Source organism: Paenibacillus polymyxa (genome assembly GCF_001719045.1).
Classification (GTDB): Bacteria; Bacillota; Bacilli; order Paenibacillales; family Paenibacillaceae; genus Paenibacillus; species Paenibacillus polymyxa_B.
On record NZ_CP015423.1, the window covers coordinates 3,579,231 to 3,595,351 of the forward strand.

Sequence of the window (16,121 nt, forward strand, 5' to 3'; positions counted from 1 at the left end):
GAGGTTGAAGACCGGCGGCATAGCTGCTTTGAATAACAACTGATTTGCCGATGGGCAACGGTTATTTTCAAAATAGGGGAGGTCATTTTTCATGAAAATGTGGAAATGTGTATTGAGCACGATGCTGGTTGGCACGTTATTGGCCGGGTGTGGAGCGAATTCTTCAGGCAGTGACAGCAGCGGTTCCGGTGGAGACGGTAAAACGGTGAATCTCAAAATGTTTATTGCTCAGCCCCGTTTGAAGGAGCACTACGATAAATACATTAATGCTTTCGTAGCGAAAGAGAAGAAAGATAAAAATATCGACGTTACGGTGCAACTGGAGATGCCGCCTGCTGACAACGCCGCACAAATTTTGAAGACAAGACTTGCATCCAACGATGCGCCGGACGTATTTGCATTGCACGCGGTGAATGAAATTCCTCCGTTTTATAAAGCGGGCTATTTGGAGGATTTGTCCGGTCAGCCTTTTGTTAACAAATTGATGGATAGTGTGAAGCCTTCGGTGACAACCAAAGACGGAAAGGTCGTAGCGGTTCCTTTGGAGACGATCTCATGGGGCTATTTGTACAATAAAAAGATATTTAAGGATTTGGATTTGCAGCCGCCGGGAACGTTGACCGAAATGAAGGCTGTGGTCGAGAAGCTGAAAGCGAATAATGTGAAACCGTTCCTGTTGTCTTACAAGGAATCCTGGATTCCACAGCTGTTCGTGCCTCTGACAGCAGGTGCGATGATGAACACACAGAATAAAGATTTTATCGAACGGATGAATCAGGACCAAGGCTCCTTTTCCGAAATGAAGAGCATGTTCGATATTATTGATCTGGTGAATAGCAACGGTACTGACAAGGCGCTGGAAATCGGCGGGGATGATGGATCGGCTGCGTTTGCCTCGGGTAAAGCGGCGATGTGGATTCAGGGACCGTGGTTTGCGGAAACGATTTTAAAATCTGATCCGAAGATGGATTTTGGGGTAGCAGCGCTGCCGATCAATGACGATCCCAATGCGACATTGATCAATTTGTCCACTTCGACTTCGCTGGCTGTATCCTCCACAAGCAAGAACAAGGAGGTTGCGCTCGATTTTGTTAACTACGTGCTGGATGACAAGGATTCTAGCGCGTTCTATGAAGCATTGAAATTTAACCCGATCTCCAAAGTGCATACGTTTAAAAGCTATCCTTGGGTTAATGACGCTACCGAATACGTAAAAGCAGGAAAGTCGTACCAAGATCCATCTATCCCGCAAGCGGTTAAGGATGAGGCAGGGAAATCGCTACAATCCTACTATGCAGGTCAGCTCTCGCAGGATGACGTCATTAAGGCACTGGATAAGGCATGGAAATCGTATAACAAAGTGAACAAGTAACGGTAACCTATAGATTACACCAGGAGGGAGAGACTCCATGCCTTTTAAAATCTATAAAAAATACGTCATGCTACTGGCGTTTACGGCCCCGGCGCTGATCTTTTATGCTATCTTCCTGCTCATTCCAACGATCAGCGGCATGTACTACAGCTTTACAGACTGGAACGGATTGAATCCCAATTACAGCTTTATCGGCTTGGGGAACTTTGTGGAATCGTTGAAGGAAGACCCCGATTTTCTCAATTCCCTTTGGTTTACTCTTAAATACGTATTAGTGATGATTGTGCTGCAAAATGTACTGGCACTGGCTCTGGCAGTGTTGATTGAGTCGCGTACACGTACCAAAGGATTTTTCCGGACGATATTTTTCATGCCCAATATGATCAGTACCATTATTAGCGCATTTATGTGGACCTTCGTTTTTTCTTCCGTGCTGCCACAGATCGCCGAAAAGACGACTATCGCCTTTTTGGGCCAATCGTGGCTGGGCGATCCGAAAGTATCTTTCTTCTCTATCATTATTGTGTCGCTCTGGAATGGTGTCGGCTATATGATGATCATCTACCTGGCTGCGCTTCAAGGTGTACCACAAAGCTTGAAGGAGGCTGCTATTATTGACGGGGCGAACGCATTTCAGACATTGCGAAGTGTGACGATGCCGATGATTACTCATGCGATTACGATCTGTTTCTTCCTGACGCTGAATGGTGCCTTCAAGGTGTATGAGGTCGTATACGGACTGACTGGCGGAGGGCCAGGGCGCAGTACACAGGTGATTACGATGAACATTTATGAGGAGGCGTTCTCCAACAACTTCCGTTATGGTTATGCGAGCGCCAAATCTGTTATTTTGTTCGCGATCGTTCTTATTTTCACCCTGATTCAGTTGCGCGTCATGAAGAAGAGGGAGGTGGAGGCATGAGGCTGAAGAAAGCCAATTCCTTGCTGATTACGCTGATTCTGTGCGTGGGCGCTGTCGTGTCCTTCTTCCCAATCTACATGGCGGTAATTAACTCGTTTAAAACACAGGGTGAGATGTTTGCATCCTTTACGACGCTGCCGACGAAGCTTCACTATGAAAATTACAGTCAGGCTTTTCATCAGACTCATTTGCTGAACAGCGCCCTTAATTCCACGATTATTTCTTTTATCGGCATTGGTGGCATTGTGATCTGTTCGGCACTGGCAGGCTACAAGCTGTCTCGTACACAGGGGAAACTGAGCGGTGCGATTTTCTTCCTGTTTGTCGCATCGATGCTGGTACCGTTTCACTCTATTATGATACCGCTTACGCGAATGGCAAAAGATTTGTCCGTTCAGGGCAGTACGTACGGCTTGGCCTTGATCTATATCGGCTTGGGTGTGAATATGGCGATCTTTTTGTATCATGGATTCGTCAAATCCATCCCGCGTGAGCTGGAAGAATCCGCACAAATGGACGGCTGTAATGAGTTTCAAACGTTCTTTCGGATTATATTTCCTTTGCTGCTGCCAATCACAGTTACCATCGCGATTTTGGATTTTCTGTGGATTTGGAATGACTTTTTGCTTCCATTGTTAATGCTGACGGATGTGAACCATTACACCCTGATTCTCTCGACCAATATGCTGTTTGGAGAGTACAACAAGGATTGGTCGCTTATTCTGGCCGCACTTGTGCTGACCTCCATCCCGGTTATCCTGATCTATGCATTCTTTCAGAAATTCATTATGGAGGGCATCGCAGAGGGAGCGGTTAAGGGATAACTGGAGACGGCGGGCAGTCAGATGGTACTTCCCATCGCCCTCATGACATAAATATCCCCAACGCTAACACGAAAACCTTCCTATGAATAAGGAAGGTTTTTTGTGATTCAGTTTTTTTCTCGCCAACGTTTCAATAAAAAGATGGGAAGGGTTACAAACAAAATTGCAAAGGCTACAATGATCCACCACTGAGGGTCAATGATATACAACACGACTCCGATCAGCAGAACTGTTGTTATTATGAAAATTCTCACTTTCAACATTGTTCTCTTACTCACCCTAGCTTCTAATTTTGGCAACGTTATGAGGGAGATTGCAGTTAACGCAGCAAAAAATATGGAGGTAAATGAATTATAGATAATATCATCTCCTTGATCTAATTACCCACCCAGGATTGTTCGGAATTAATGTGATAAAACAGAAACCCCCCGCTGAGGAAGGCTTTTGTTTTGGAACGACGCACATCCAACGTTACTTCGAGAAAATACTTATAATAAAAAATAAAAGCGAAATGATGATCAAAGTTAGATATATACTGGAAACCCGTTTTCCGATCGTAGCTCCAAACTCTTTAGGATTTTTATATCCAATGACTAAACTGGGAATAAAAAAAATACTGGATAGAAAAATGGTGTAGTGAAACCTAGTATTATCAACACTGTTAGACCAGGCGGACAATCCTAAAAAGGAAAGCAACTGGTCTCCCAATATGTAATTGCCAAATTCGAAAGAAACAGCCATACCAAGAAGAGATAAAAGCAGTGAAAGTGATCCCCAACCTATTTTTTTTCTGTTTTTTCTCAACCATTCAAAGATAATTAGTAAAATTACAATTGCTTGTATGCTGTAAGTCAACATGATTGAAAACATGAAGTACCTCCTTGAACATCAGAATTAAATGATAAGATGTCAATTTCGGGAATGAGTATACCATTTTATGGAATGTTTTCATATGCCTTTCAATACAGCGATCGTATGATCAAATGGAACGCGAAGCGTCTCTAGCCATACAATATTTCATCTGAATGTAAAAGGAGATGATTATGTTGGCTACCTTCTCGGCCGCGCTTCAAGTGAAAAAGCGGATGGCCAAGCGAGTCTTAAAAATGTCCGGTGTCCACGGCATTGGCGTAGGATACAGGGACCCTGCCCATCCCAAAAGGGGAGCCGCTGTCATTGTGTATACGGACCGTCTAGCGTCGGCCTCTACTGGACTCCTGTCGGCCACCGCCTTAGGAAAGAAAACGAACGTTCCAGTCCGAATTGTAAAAACTGGAAAGATCAGAGCCAATGCCACGGACTACAAAGTGCGCATACGCCCGGTCATCGCCGGCTACAGTGTCGGGACGATTGAAGGCTCCGGTTCAACCGGACTCATCGTTGCCCCAACTGGAGCGCCGGCGACGCGTTATCTTTTTAGCAATAACCATGTCCTCAATCCCTCCAATACAGACAATCGGGAGGCTACAATACAGCCAGGCGGAGCCGATGGGGGGACGGTTACTCAGGATCGTATGGGAAGGCTGTATCGTTACGTACGCTTGAATCCCACCGGTACAAACCTGATTGATGCGGCGCTTTCGCTTCCGACCCGTAACAACCTGCTCAATCCGCGTTACGCTACGGTAGGAGCGATTCCAGGTCATGTTACCGCATATCGCATAGGAGAAAGATTGAAGAAGGTTGGGCGTACGACCGGACGGGTCAATGGCACGGTAGAGTCCGTCTATACGGACCTGCAAATCAATTATGGCGGAGAGTTGGGCCTGCTGACCTTCGAAGATCAGACGGTTATTAGAGGTACGACTCCCGTATCACTACCTGGGGATTCTGGCTCTGTATGGCTCAGACAGTCAGATAATTATGCAGCTGCGGTCAACTATGCAGGCACGGCAGATGGTCGCTTATCCATAGCCTTTCCGGTGCAGTGGGCCATGCAGGTATTCAACACACGGGTAGCCCGCCCCAACGGGGCAGGCAGGGTGCTCAGGGTAGATACAGGTTCTTCCCCTCGCTCCTATACTAGGCAACTCACCAGTGAGGAACTGGTTCGCTTAAGACCAAGAACGACACGCATTAGACGAAGCTAAACGTCCTACAGATGGAAAAGCTGCCGCTGATCGTCCCAATAAAGCGGTCGCTTTAAAAGCTTTCCGAAGGACTGCTTGCTTCGGAAGCATCATCTCCCCGGATTTCTCCCCTGATTATAGACTTAACTTAAGTAATCCGGGGGTGGAGCTAATATAGGAAGAATCATTCACGATACCAATCATTTACGACGATAATGATTCACGACGCAAATCATTCACGGTACAAATCATTCATAATCTAAAACGTTAACGGCATGAATGAATACATTCTAATCTGCTCCTTCAGCATATGAATGGGCTCCCACATCATGGGCTGTAATGGTGGCGCTTGCCGAGGCCAAGCCCCGGATTTCCTGAGCGGTTAGGGCTCTGTTGTAAATAATCAGTTCATCCACTGCACCGTTCAGGTAGGGATCATCAAACTGGGATTTCCCAATATAGTTCCGGTCTGTCAGTCCAAGGCTGGAAGGCTTGAGCGTCATGTTCGTGTTACGCGTCGCCTCTACACCGTCCAGATACATCATTCCAGTATTGCCTGACAAAGTCACGGCGACATGCTTCCAAACCCCTGTTGCCAGCTCTGGCGCATTCAACTGTTGTTCCTCTCCGTTCCCCGAGACGGTGATAGCAAAGCGCATACCGGTTCCCTCGGCTTTGGGTGTCAAAAACATATACCGATTCGTGCCTGCTCCAAAATCAAACAGGCGTGCCCAGCCGTTATGCGTGTTCACCCGTACCCACGCGGCAATCGTAAAGTCATTTAGGCTGCTAACGATACCACCGGGCAGGCTAGCATAGGCGTCTGTACCGTTAAAGTGCAGGGCATTGCCTTTCCGTCCGGCGCCCCACGCCCCTCCATTTACACTGGCCTGCTGTCCATAACCTGACGAATCGGCTGCGGTAGATCCGGCCGTTTCGTCAAATTCATAACGGGCTACAATGTCTCCGGCGGGAGACGGGTTGTCTGTACTCGACTGGATACGGATATCATAGTTGGCTGCCGTACCGATATTCAGTCTGACCGTGGTCGTAGAGCTGTTAGCAGCCGTGACTGATCCGTTTTTTGTGCCGTCTACGAGCACGTCATACGTACCTGCCGCAAGTCCGGTCAAGCTCATAACGGTGGTGTGAGTCGTGCCTGGGGTCGTGTTTTTCAGCGTCAGGCGGATGCTGTTCTTGGACTTAGACACGATGGCCAAGCTATATTGGTCCCGATTCAGCTCCAAACTCAGCTTTTGGGTGATCAGATGCAGTCGCTGGAATACACCATCCTTTGGAGTGATCGTGTAGCTGTTACTGCTTTCTGTAACGTCACAGCCATAGCCGAACAAGCCGAATATTGGATCTACAGCAACATCCGAGCTTAGGATTTTAATGGCTCCAAATAGCCCCAGGTCGGCTTCCCCGGACATCCCGCGCCATCCGTTAAAGAGGGGGCCGCCGTCCAGACCGAGTGCGCCATAATTGCCCTTGCCCGCCTGATATGTCCACGATACCGCCCCGATATTGACAGGATCAGAGCTGATCTGTCCCGAGTTAATCGCCCCGATGTTCGCCAGCTTGGCGGCATAGGACAGACGCTGATCCACTTCGGGCTTGGACGAATGCCGACGTGTCCAGTCATCCATCGCATAGCCGGCCAGTGAAGTGGTGTACTGGAAGTTCCACCAATTCTCTCCGGTGATGGTGACCGGATCGGCGTAATAGTACCAGACAGGCATCTGACCGCGTGCAGCACGCGTTTTGGCGTTGATTTTGCTCATCATGGTCGTGTTGTTGTTCATTTTGGCGAGTGTATATACGGCTTCTTCATCTGTATTGTCATAGTTATACTCAGAGCCATAAGGATAGGTGGTGTTTTTGAAATTGTTATACTTGGTAGCCATTTTGGCAATCAGGTCGTTAGCCTCGGTGGTCAAGCCTTCTTCCTGAAGCGCTTTAATCATATCAGGTGTAGTTAGCTCACCCATGAGTCCCGTGTTCCAATTATAAGCAACAGGGCCTTCATACAACGCTTTAAAAATACGATAAGCACGTAGCAAATATGTGTTTTTGCTATTGCGATAGCTGATCAGGTTGGGATACAGCTTGGCAAGTTTATACATGCTAAAAAATGTATTATAAATGTGCGGATAGGCATAGCCCCGGTACGTTGGTGTCGTATTAGGCTGCGGCATCAGGAAATCAGGAACCAGATAATCGGTATGATGGCTTTCCATCAAATTCGTCCAGATGGCCACCTCCAAATAATCATCGACTGCCTTGATTTCAGATGCTACGGGCTTCTGAACGTTTTTCTCCGCCAGAAACTGGCCGTGAGTTAGTCCCCAATCATCACCCCAGCCCCAGTAGCCAGCAAAGCTGTTTCGTTTGGCCTTGTATTGCATCATCCAGTCATCAAAGACCTTGTCCCTCAGGTCGCCCGGCACGTTCCATTGGGTGCTGTTGACCATGAAGGTAGAGTGACGCTGAAGTGCAGCTTCGACTGGCTCGATGGCATAGAACTGGAGAACGGTTTTTTCGCCGTTACCATAGTTTACAGTAATATTGTTATGTCCCAGTCGTCCCAGTGTAAGTTCATATATTTTATGGTTTGTAGGGGCTGTTTCCAGATAGCTGATGGTCGTTTCGGACGGATATTGCGCTGTGACAGAGGTAATGGATTTGCTGGTATGCAGATCGAATTTGGCCTTGAGATTGGTCGGGAAAATCATACCCGGAACCACGGTCACATCCACATGTCCCTCACTGTACAGCCTGTCCTTTACAGCCTGCTCGTCCGCTACTTTATAAAATTTAAAGGCATACGTTTTGCTTTCACCAGGAGCCAGCGACAGACTGGTGCTTCCGAGATAACCACGGTTGGTGCTCTTGATGACATAGGAGTGGATATAGAACACATTCAGTCCTTCGGACCAGCCGCCTTGCTCCATAGCCCAAGTGCTGCCGGGATGCTCCTCAGTTCTCCAATGGTCCTGATATTCGAGACCAGCACCCGTTGAGGCATCAGGGATTAGCAGTACATACGGTCCGATGCCGCTAGGTCGTCCAGCGGTAATAAAGGAGCTATTATGGCCTACAAAGGAGTGTGAGAGTACTCTGGTTTCATAAATTTGTTCATTATTGCCACCGGACCAGTACTCGTTAAACGGAAGCGGCAGTCCCCAATCTCCGATCTCCAGCGTTTGATTAGAGGTGTTTGTTACTTTCATTTGCCAATGCAAATAATCGTTAACCAACGAATAAGTTTCATGTAAAATGAAATTACGTATTCCCTGATTGTTTGATGAATTCTGATAGGCTACCTGGACACTGTTTCCAGAAGAGGTGATCTGGCGCGCATCAGCAGAATTACTTGTCCATGCCCGAGTCCACGCTCCGTTGCCGAGACGATAGGTGAACATGAGTTCACCCAGCCACTGATGATCCGACGTATTCTGTTTAGGTGCGTTGGAGCTATTCATGACATAGTTGGTATTAAAAGTGTCCCCTACCAGCTGTAAGGAAGAGAGATCGCCGTAATCTCCGACAGAGATGGAGAACACTTGATTAGATAGTTGTACTGCCATGCTATCAACCTCCTAACAAAGGTTCGTGAGCGTGCTCACTACGTTAATATATGTGTGAGAAATACTTTTGCTACCCTATGTATGAGAATTGATAGAAAATAGATTCATATAAATGTCCTAGAGGGCGCTCAATCGTGGAGGTAGAGGTATTATGAAAATTAAAATGGAGTTGCCGAAGATTCCTGTCGACTTGCCCATATTAAATGAAGAAATGTATTCCTTACGATCCAAAGGTGAATATCGTATGGGGTCTGTAGAGGATATGATTTTGGATAATGTGGAAGCGGTTAAGGTTTCATTAGAGAAGATGGCTTTTAAAAATGTAACGATCATGGAATCGTCATTGCCGGAAAGTGAATGGACAGACGTCATTTTTGATAAATGCGATCTGTCTAATGTTCATTTTTCCGGTTCCTTTATCCATCGGGTAGAGTTCAGGAACTGCAAACTGCTTGGAACAGACTTTTCCAGAAGCAGGCTCCAAAACGTTCGTTTTTCGGATTGCTTAGGGGATTATTCAATGTTCCGTTTTGCTAATTTTAAGCAAGTTGGTTTTGAAGATTGTTCTTTGATAAGTGCCGATCTGTATCATTTAACACTACAAAAAACCTTTTTTAACCGTTGCAATCTGGATCAAGCGATGCTATCCGGGTCCAAGCTCAACGGGATTGATCTGAGCGATTGCGAATTTGATGGGTTACAGGTGGATATAGAAGATTTGAATGGCTGCATCATTTCACCGCATCAGGCTTCATCATTTGTGGGCCTTTTGGGGCTAGTGATTAAATAAGGGATTCCTCACTGATTTTTATTACGCTCCCATGCCTGGCGTAGATGTTTAATATGATGTTTGCTTATCCGTAAGGGGTCTATGTTCCGCCCATAACAAAAAAAGATCCGCCTAAGCGGATCTCTTGCATTTATTGATAGCTTATTTTTTTTTAATAACTGGCCGTACAGGCTTCGTTGTCAAGACATTAAGCGCGTCACGCACTTCAGTGGCGAAAACAAGCGGCTTTTCTACTTTTTCGAAGTGGATGTACCAGAGATTGGGGTTATCGAATAGCCAGTGATTGTGCAGTGCCGTTACTTTGACACCATGTTTACGAAGTCGAGAAATAAATGGATTAATTTCTGCGGTCAAAATCACGGTTTCACCAAGACATAATCCTTTTCCGTTACGTCCAATACTTTCGAAAGAAAAAGCTTGGGGTATTGCAAGAAAGGATCTGGTCTTTTTCCCTAAAATGATCGGCTTGATGTTATTTCTGACTGTAGATGCAGTACAAACTCCGTTAATGATTTGAGGTGTTGCTTTTAATATAGCTGCAAACTGTCTACAAAGCGGACTAATTGCCATTTCTCTCACTCCAATTCTTTTGAATTACTAGCATCATATGAAAAAGTAAGGGAATGGGAAGGGTAAGTCTTCTTTATCATTAGTCTAATTTGCTATATACAAAGTGCGAATGGAGCACCCTTTTAAAGCCTCAGCTTTGCTCCGTGATACTCATGTTTGATACTGTCCCATGCCTGGCGCAGACGATTAAACCCTTCAATAATTTGTTGCTCCGTTAAATGGGCAAAGATAAAGCAGGCTGATGGAGGTCCCGGTGTCAGTTGGTAATCGGCGGCATCACGCCATGTGACTCCGTAAAATTGTGCTGTCTGCATCAAATGATGATACTGGGCAGACTCATGCTTCCAGATGGCATAGGCATGTAGTCCGCAATCGTTCTGATGCCAGTGAAACAGTTCACTTAACTGCTGTATTTCACGCTGAAACACGTCGTAGCGTGATCTGTATATTCGAGTCATCCGACGCACATGGCGTACATAGTCGCCGCGCATCATAAAACGTGCTAGTGCGCGCTGTTCCAAGCGGGCAGGCGGCAGGGGATCATATAGTCGTTTGGCAGCTGTCAGCGCTTGGGCCAATTCAACGGGCAGAATCGCAAATCCGAGTCGAAGGCTGCTGAACATGCTTTTGGAAAAGGAACCGACATAGATCACACATTCCGCGCGATCCAGTGCTTTTAACGGCTCAATGGGTCGTCCTGCCCAGCGGAATTCACTGTCATAATCGTCCTCAATGATCCACGCACCTTTGGATACTGACCATTGCAAAATATGTTGACGGCGTGCTAATGGCAACACAGCACCCGTTGGAAACTGACGTCCCGGCGTAACAAACAACAATTTGGAATCCCAATCCTGTGGGACAATTCCTTGTTGATCCATTTCAGCAGCATGTATCTGTCCGCCTGAGGCAGTAACTGCACGATAGATGCCGGAATAACAGGGATTCTCCAATACAATTCGATCTTGTTCATGAATAAGCAACTGACTTAATAACGTGATCACTTCCATGGAACCACTGCATAATACGACTTGATCCGGGGTAGCCGTTATTCCGCGTGTTCTGCCAACATGATGGCAAATCGCTTCGCGCAGCCATTCATCACCGTTCACTGGTGCAGTCGTCGTATCAGCCGAGGGCCTTTGCAGATCTTTTCCAGCGGCAGTCATTGCGCTTTTCCATGCGATCTGTGAATTGCCCTCCAATACAACTTCTCCTGCCTGGAAAGAAATCAAAGGCGGTTGCGCACTGTCTCTATCTGTAGCAGAAGCAGGAGGCGCCTGTAAGTTTCGTTCCCTTTCGATCTGCATGATTCGTTGTCCCCATGCTGATAGAGCAGGGGCTTTTTGTTTTGCGACAGGTGAATTTTGGTTCTGCTGGTTGATTAGAAATTTGTCGGGCAGCGTCGCTGTCTGTTGCATAACAAAGGTTCCTCTGCCTACTGCCGAGTCTACATATCCTTCTGCCAACAGCATATCGTATGCTTCTTTAACGCTACCTCGCGAAATTCCATACATCACAGCTAGATCACGAGTGGAAGGCAGACGCGTACCACTGGCAAGGGAACCATTGAGGATTCCCTCACGAAGAGCATGATACAATGCCAAATATTTTAAATGATACTTTTGAAGCGCACGCTGATAAGCAATCGTAATATCCATACTCTTCTCCTTCGATTGGACCACTCATTTTCGTTCATATTGGATCTTTTTATGAATCCATTTTCAACATAATCTGAAATGTATCATTGGTCAATAGATGGAAGGAGAGTTCCCTGTGAGAAGAAAAGAATTTACGGTGGCAGAACAAGAGGAAATAGAGCAGTTTCTGAGCGAGGTCAGTTTCGGATTTTTAGGCATGAACAGCGAGGATGGTTTTCCGCGTGTGGTTCCCTTGAATTTCGCTTATGGAAACGGCGTTTTTTATATTCATGGCAGCCGTGCTGGAGAAAAGATGGAACGGATGAAAGAGGATAATCGGGTTACTTTTTCAGCAGCCAAAGAATATGCGCTCATTCCGTCTTATTTTACGGATGAACATATGGCATGTCCTGCGACATCATTTTTTAAAAGTATTACCGTGCGTGGTCATGCGGAGCATGTAGTGGATTTGGAAGAAAAAGCATCGGCCTTTTCCATTTTTATGAGTAAGCTGCAACCGGAAGGCGGGTATGACACGATTGATGCCAGCGATTCTCGGTATGCTTCACGCTTGAAAGGGGTCGCTCTGATCAAAATTGTACCAGAGGAATGGACTGCCAAGTTTAAATTCGGTCAAAATGTCAAAGATCAGGAACGTCAGCAAATTATCGACGGCTTGCAACAACGGGGGCTGGATGATGATCTGACAACGATTGAGATGATGCGCAAATATTGTCCTCATCACTGATATATATCGAAAGTCAGGATTTTGCAAAATCCTCAATTATAAATATTTGAATTCAGCGTAATAATTCCTGCTCGCTCACCATCCAATTGGTTAATTATACCTTGTAGGCAGATGCCCTTGATTTTCCAAAACTTTCAGTCCTTCTGTATTAGGACTTTTGAAGGACAGGTATATATCATCCTCAAGCCCATTGTTCTTACTGCAAAGGAACTTTATAATACGATAGATTTGTGGCGTAAGGGGGCAAGACCGTGATGAGAGCAGGAGTCAGAAGTCGGGAAAGTCGAAGGTTGTTACTGGAAGCGGGGGCTGAAGAGTTCGCTCAGACGGGGTTTTATCAGACTAAGGTAAGTTCGATCGCGGCACGTGCAGGATTGACGCAGCCGGATTTTTATATTCATTTTGAAAGCAAGGAACAAATGTATGAGGAGCTTGTGGAGAGCTTTCGTACTTTGGTGAATGATACGGTACAAAGCATGAAGATTGGCCCAGACCTAAGCGAGGCTGAAATTTTGAGACGGGGACAAGTGTTTCTGGAAGCTATTTTTCGCGTGTTGTCTAACAATCCGGCGATCACTCGTATCGGATTTTACCAGGCGGCAGACTCGGTGCGCATTAAGGCGGAAATGGCCGAGCATATTAAAAAGCATCTGCTGGCGGCGCAACGATGGGGCTCCTGCCGTGAGGAACTGGACCCTGAACTGACAGCAGAATGCGTGATCGGCTTGATTGAACGTCTGACGTTAACTAAATTGCTACCTGGACGTGAAAGTCCGTCTGTGCTTGCCAAGCAAGCACGAAATCTCCTGTATCACGGAATGCTCGGGTCCGAAGAATAACAGACTATACAATCTCAACCTAGATTTAGGCGGAAGGCGCGGCATTTGTCCCTATCATGAATGATGGCATAAGCATAAGATGCTCTTGTAAACCATGAAGGGAGGAATCACCATGTCTGGAGTAGGCGCTGGTTATGGAGCTTTTACATCTACAGGAGCGATTCTGGTACTTTTCATTCTGCTCGTTATTATTTCCAAAGCATTCGTCATCTAATTCGTAGCTCATGAATCTGATTTCGGGCGATTTGTTGTAATCGACAGAGGGAGGAGGAACTTAAGATGGGCGAAGTAGAAAGAGGTTGCGGTGGTGGTGGCTACAACATGTTTACTTCCACTGGTGTTATTCTGGTACTCTTCATTTTGCTGGTTATCATCACACGTACCATTTTCATCTAAAGCGATATTCATGGGCTTGAGCACCGATGCTCGGGTCTATGACCGTGCAAGCCAAACTAGGAACCGTCTCCAATAGAGGCGGTTTCTTTTTTATATAAAAGTTTACGTTGACGTTAACGTTATAGAGGCGTAGTATTTATATATAATCTTTTTCATAAGGTGGGTGTCATGGTTACGTACAAAATTGATGAGGTCGCCAAGCAAAGTGGTCTGACGAAGCGAACCATTCGTTATTATGAGGAAATCGGCTTATTGCCCTCTCCGCAGCGCAGTGAAGGGAATATGCGCCTGTATACGCAGGAGGATGTGGATTTACTAAAAAAAATAGTGAGTGCCAAGGAAGTACTTGGATTCTCCTTGCAAGAGCTTCAGCGTTACATGTCCGCAGCGGAAATGCTTAAGGGTCAGCGGGAGGAATATCGCGAGCGAACAGAGCATTTGCAACCGAACGAGCGACGGGCCATGTTGGAGGATATGGAAGGTACACTGAACGAACAGTTGGAATTAATGGAGGGGAAAATCAACAGCATCCGTATGCTCCAGACTGAGCTGGAGGAGTTACGGGTTAGGGTGCGTGAACGCAAGGTTCTTCTGGATGAGGAACTTAATCACGACCCGTCATAACAAGAACATTTACATTCAGATGTGGAGGTAACATCATAATATGAGTTCACAACATGCATTACCTGAAGAGTTAAAAGAACGCTCAGGCTTGCTGTCTCAACCGAAAGCGGTATGGGCGGTCGCCTTTGCTTGTGTTATTTCATTTATGGGTCTGGGATTGGTCGATCCGATTCTTCCGGCCATTGCTGATCAGCTTCATGCTACGAAAAGCCAAGTGTCATTGCTGTTCACCAGCTACAATCTGGTAACAGGCGTTGCGATGCTGATTACGGGCGTTGTATCTAGTCGATTGGGTGTCAAATGGACACTACTAACCGGGATTTTGTTTATTATTGTGTTTGCCGGACTGGGCGGCACAGCCAATACAGTTGGCGGAATTGTGGGCTACCGGGCAGGCTGGGGTTTGGGGAACGCTTTGTTTATCGCAACAGCGTTGTCTGCGATTGTAGGTCTGTCCACTTCTGGAACAGCTAAAGCAATTATTTTGTATGAAGCGGCATTGGGCCTTGGGATTTCAGTGGGTCCGTTGCTGGGCGGTGAGTTAGGTTCCATTTCCTGGCGTGGTCCGTTTTTCGGTGTAGCCGGACTGATGGTAGTGGGATTTTTATTCATTACGTTTATGCTGCCTTCGATTCCAAAGCCCAAAAAACGCGGTTCCATTGCCGATCCGTTCAAAGCACTCAGTTATCCGGCGTTGCTCACGCTCGGTATTGTAGCGTTGTTATATAACTTTGGATTTTTTACGTTGATGGCGTATTCTCCATATGTAATGAATCTGGACGAGCATGGTTTAGGTTATGTGTTTTTTGGCTGGGGAATTATGCTGGCCTTTACCTCGGTGTTTGTAGCACCGAAGATTCAAGCACGCTTGAGCGTGGTATCTTCCATTAGTATCATGCTGACGCTGTTTGCCATTGATTTAGGTGTTATGGCGATTGGGACGATAGCTGGTTCGCCAACGACTGTCATTGTCGCCGTCATTGTAGCTGGTATTTTTCTGGGAATTAACAATACATTGATTACAACTGCTGTTATGCAGGCTGCTCCAGTGGAGCGCTCGACAGCATCTGCGGCCTACAGCTTCATGCGGTTTTTGGGCGGGGCAATTTCGCCGTGGCTTGCAGGGAAGCTGTCAGAGTGGTACTCAGCAGAAACCCCGTTTTATTTTGGAGCATTGATGGTACTGATTGGTGTAGCTGTGCTGATCGTACGTCGTCGACATATGCAGGATATTCAAGTGGATGCACACTAAAATTGGACTTCTGAGGAGGAAAAGAGTATGAGCGAGTACAAACATATTCTAGTCGCGATTGACGGTTCGGAACACGCGATGAAGGCGTTGGAGACAGCCAAAACGTTGTCTAAGCAGCTTCAGGGGAATCCGCATCTGACTGTATTGCATGTAAACCCGGCTTTATCCATGAATGAGCCGCCGGTTGGGGTTGATGTGGATGAGCGGATCGAAGAGGAAGGTCGTCATATCTTAGAACCTGCATCCGACTATTTGAAGGACGAGGGTATTTCTTACCGTATGCTGGCGGGTCACGGTGATCCGGCCAGTGTCATTTGCGAAAGTGCAAAGCAGGAAAAGACGGATTTGATCATTATGGGGACGCGGGGCAAAGGACTTGTTTCCGAAATGATACTGGGTAGCGTGAGCCATCAGGTGATTCAGCATGCACCTTGTCCGGTGTTGACGGTAAAATAGATGGTAAAAGAACGTTGATATCAAGAGAA

General features: G+C 46.4%; 15 protein-coding genes. 11 read left to right on the forward strand and 4 right to left on the reverse strand.

Annotated elements, in window-relative coordinates; genetic code table 11:
- Positions 1–91: 91 nt before the first annotated feature.
- The 3 genes from AOU00_RS15970 to AOU00_RS15980 are packed head-to-tail and all read left to right on the forward strand — an operon-like array spanning position 92 to position 3,118.
- The gene (locus AOU00_RS15970) at positions 92–1,372 is read left to right on the forward strand and encodes an ABC transporter substrate-binding protein (protein ID WP_069291060.1); all 1,281 of its coding nucleotides are present in this window, start codon (positions 92–94) and stop codon (positions 1,370–1,372) included.
- A 37-nt stretch (positions 1,373–1,409) separates the two neighbouring features.
- A complete protein-coding gene (locus AOU00_RS15975) occupies positions 1,410–2,294 on the forward strand; it encodes a carbohydrate ABC transporter permease (RefSeq protein WP_061831276.1) in 885 nt (294 codons plus the stop codon).
- Complete coding sequence (locus tag AOU00_RS15980; RefSeq protein WP_061831277.1) at positions 2,291–3,118, forward strand: carbohydrate ABC transporter permease; 828 nt, start codon at positions 2,291–2,293, stop codon at positions 3,116–3,118. Before AOU00_RS15975 ends, AOU00_RS15980 begins: the two co-directional genes overlap by 4 nt.
- A 471-nt stretch (positions 3,119–3,589) precedes the next feature.
- Here the strand turns inward: AOU00_RS15980 and AOU00_RS15985 are convergent, their stop codons facing one another.
- A complete protein-coding gene (locus AOU00_RS15985) occupies positions 3,590–3,988 on the reverse strand; it encodes a hypothetical protein (RefSeq protein WP_061831278.1) in 399 nt (132 codons plus the stop codon).
- A 173-nt stretch (positions 3,989–4,161) separates the two neighbouring features.
- Between AOU00_RS15985 and AOU00_RS15990 the strand changes: the two genes are divergently transcribed.
- The gene (locus AOU00_RS15990) at positions 4,162–5,208 is read left to right on the forward strand and encodes a hypothetical protein (RefSeq protein ID WP_061831279.1); all 1,047 of its coding nucleotides are present in this window, start codon (positions 4,162–4,164) and stop codon (positions 5,206–5,208) included.
- Positions 5,209–5,477: 269 nt separating this feature from the next.
- Here the strand turns inward: AOU00_RS15990 and AOU00_RS15995 are convergent, their stop codons facing one another.
- On the reverse strand, positions 5,478–8,777 hold the full coding sequence (locus AOU00_RS15995) for a DUF5695 domain-containing protein (protein WP_061831280.1): 3,300 nt from the start codon (positions 8,775–8,777) through the stop codon (positions 5,478–5,480).
- A gap of 151 nt (positions 8,778–8,928) precedes the next feature.
- On the opposite strand from AOU00_RS15995, the gene AOU00_RS16000 reads away from it, so the two are divergent.
- A complete protein-coding gene (locus AOU00_RS16000; RefSeq protein WP_069291061.1) occupies positions 8,929–9,567 on the forward strand; it encodes a pentapeptide repeat-containing protein in 639 nt (212 codons plus the stop codon).
- A gap of 141 nt (positions 9,568–9,708) precedes the next feature.
- Here the strand turns inward: AOU00_RS16000 and AOU00_RS16005 are convergent, their stop codons facing one another.
- Entirely contained in the window at positions 9,709–10,137 is a 429-nt protein-coding gene (locus AOU00_RS16005) for a DUF1259 domain-containing protein (protein WP_061831282.1), read from the reverse strand.
- Positions 10,138–10,259: 122 nt separating this feature from the next.
- On the reverse strand, positions 10,260–11,798 hold the full coding sequence (locus tag AOU00_RS16010) for a MocR-like pyridoxine biosynthesis transcription factor PdxR (protein WP_069291062.1): 1,539 nt from the start codon (positions 11,796–11,798) through the stop codon (positions 10,260–10,262).
- A 115-nt stretch (positions 11,799–11,913) separates the two neighbouring features.
- Between AOU00_RS16010 and AOU00_RS16015 the strand changes: the two genes are divergently transcribed.
- The 6 genes from AOU00_RS16015 to AOU00_RS16035 all read left to right on the forward strand — a co-directional run bounded on the left by AOU00_RS16015 (position 11,914) and on the right by AOU00_RS16035 (position 16,092).
- Positions 11,914–12,525, forward strand: coding sequence for a pyridoxamine 5'-phosphate oxidase family protein (locus AOU00_RS16015; protein WP_061831284.1), 612 nt, complete (start codon positions 11,914–11,916; stop codon positions 12,523–12,525).
- 254 nt (positions 12,526–12,779) lie between these two features.
- Entirely contained in the window at positions 12,780–13,364 is a 585-nt protein-coding gene (locus tag AOU00_RS16020) for a TetR/AcrR family transcriptional regulator (protein ID WP_069291063.1), read from the forward strand.
- 112 nt (positions 13,365–13,476) lie between these two features.
- Positions 13,477–13,578 carry a hypothetical protein gene (locus tag AOU00_RS26785; protein ID WP_014599460.1) on the forward strand — a complete coding sequence of 34 codons (102 nt, stop codon included), beginning with the start codon at positions 13,477–13,479 and terminating at the stop codon, positions 13,576–13,578.
- A gap of 350 nt (positions 13,579–13,928) precedes the next feature.
- Positions 13,929–14,384 (forward strand): MerR family transcriptional regulator, encoded by a 456-nt coding sequence (locus AOU00_RS16025; RefSeq protein ID WP_061831286.1) that lies wholly within the window; start codon positions 13,929–13,931, stop codon positions 14,382–14,384.
- A gap of 40 nt (positions 14,385–14,424) precedes the next feature.
- Complete coding sequence (locus tag AOU00_RS16030) at positions 14,425–15,636, forward strand: MFS transporter (protein ID WP_061831287.1); 1,212 nt, start codon at positions 14,425–14,427, stop codon at positions 15,634–15,636.
- 27 nt (positions 15,637–15,663) lie between these two features.
- Complete coding sequence (locus AOU00_RS16035; protein ID WP_061831288.1) at positions 15,664–16,092, forward strand: universal stress protein; 429 nt, start codon at positions 15,664–15,666, stop codon at positions 16,090–16,092.
- Positions 16,093–16,121 lie beyond the last annotated feature (29 nt).

Bases quoted from the DNA above. Each gene is read 5' to 3' on its own strand.
- AOU00_RS15990 (WP_061831279.1), top strand. From the start codon at position 4,162: ATGTTGGCTACCTTCTCGGCCGCGCTTCAAGTGAAAAAGCGGATGGCC.
- AOU00_RS16020 (WP_069291063.1), top strand. From the start codon at position 12,780: ATGAGAGCAGGAGTCAGAAGTCGGGAAAGTCGAAGGTTGTTACTGGAA.
- AOU00_RS15995 (WP_061831280.1), bottom strand. From the start codon at position 8,777: ATGGCAGTACAACTATCTAATCAAGTGTTCTCCATCTCTGTCGGAGAT.
- AOU00_RS16025 (WP_061831286.1), top strand. From the start codon at position 13,929: ATGGTTACGTACAAAATTGATGAGGTCGCCAAGCAAAGTGGTCTGACG.
- AOU00_RS15985 (WP_061831278.1), bottom strand. From the start codon at position 3,988: ATGTTTTCAATCATGTTGACTTACAGCATACAAGCAATTGTAATTTTA.
- AOU00_RS16005 (WP_061831282.1), bottom strand. From the start codon at position 10,137: ATGGCAATTAGTCCGCTTTGTAGACAGTTTGCAGCTATATTAAAAGCA.
- AOU00_RS15970 (WP_069291060.1), top strand. From the start codon at position 92: ATGAAAATGTGGAAATGTGTATTGAGCACGATGCTGGTTGGCACGTTA.
- AOU00_RS16030 (WP_061831287.1), top strand. From the start codon at position 14,425: ATGAGTTCACAACATGCATTACCTGAAGAGTTAAAAGAACGCTCAGGC.
- AOU00_RS16035 (WP_061831288.1), top strand. From the start codon at position 15,664: ATGAGCGAGTACAAACATATTCTAGTCGCGATTGACGGTTCGGAACAC.
- AOU00_RS16000 (WP_069291061.1), top strand. From the start codon at position 8,929: ATGAAAATTAAAATGGAGTTGCCGAAGATTCCTGTCGACTTGCCCATA.
- AOU00_RS15975 (WP_061831276.1), top strand. From the start codon at position 1,410: ATGCCTTTTAAAATCTATAAAAAATACGTCATGCTACTGGCGTTTACG.
- AOU00_RS26785 (WP_014599460.1), top strand. From the start codon at position 13,477: ATGTCTGGAGTAGGCGCTGGTTATGGAGCTTTTACATCTACAGGAGCG.
- AOU00_RS15980 (WP_061831277.1), top strand. From the start codon at position 2,291: ATGAGGCTGAAGAAAGCCAATTCCTTGCTGATTACGCTGATTCTGTGC.
- AOU00_RS16010 (WP_069291062.1), bottom strand. From the start codon at position 11,798: ATGGATATTACGATTGCTTATCAGCGTGCGCTTCAAAAGTATCATTTA.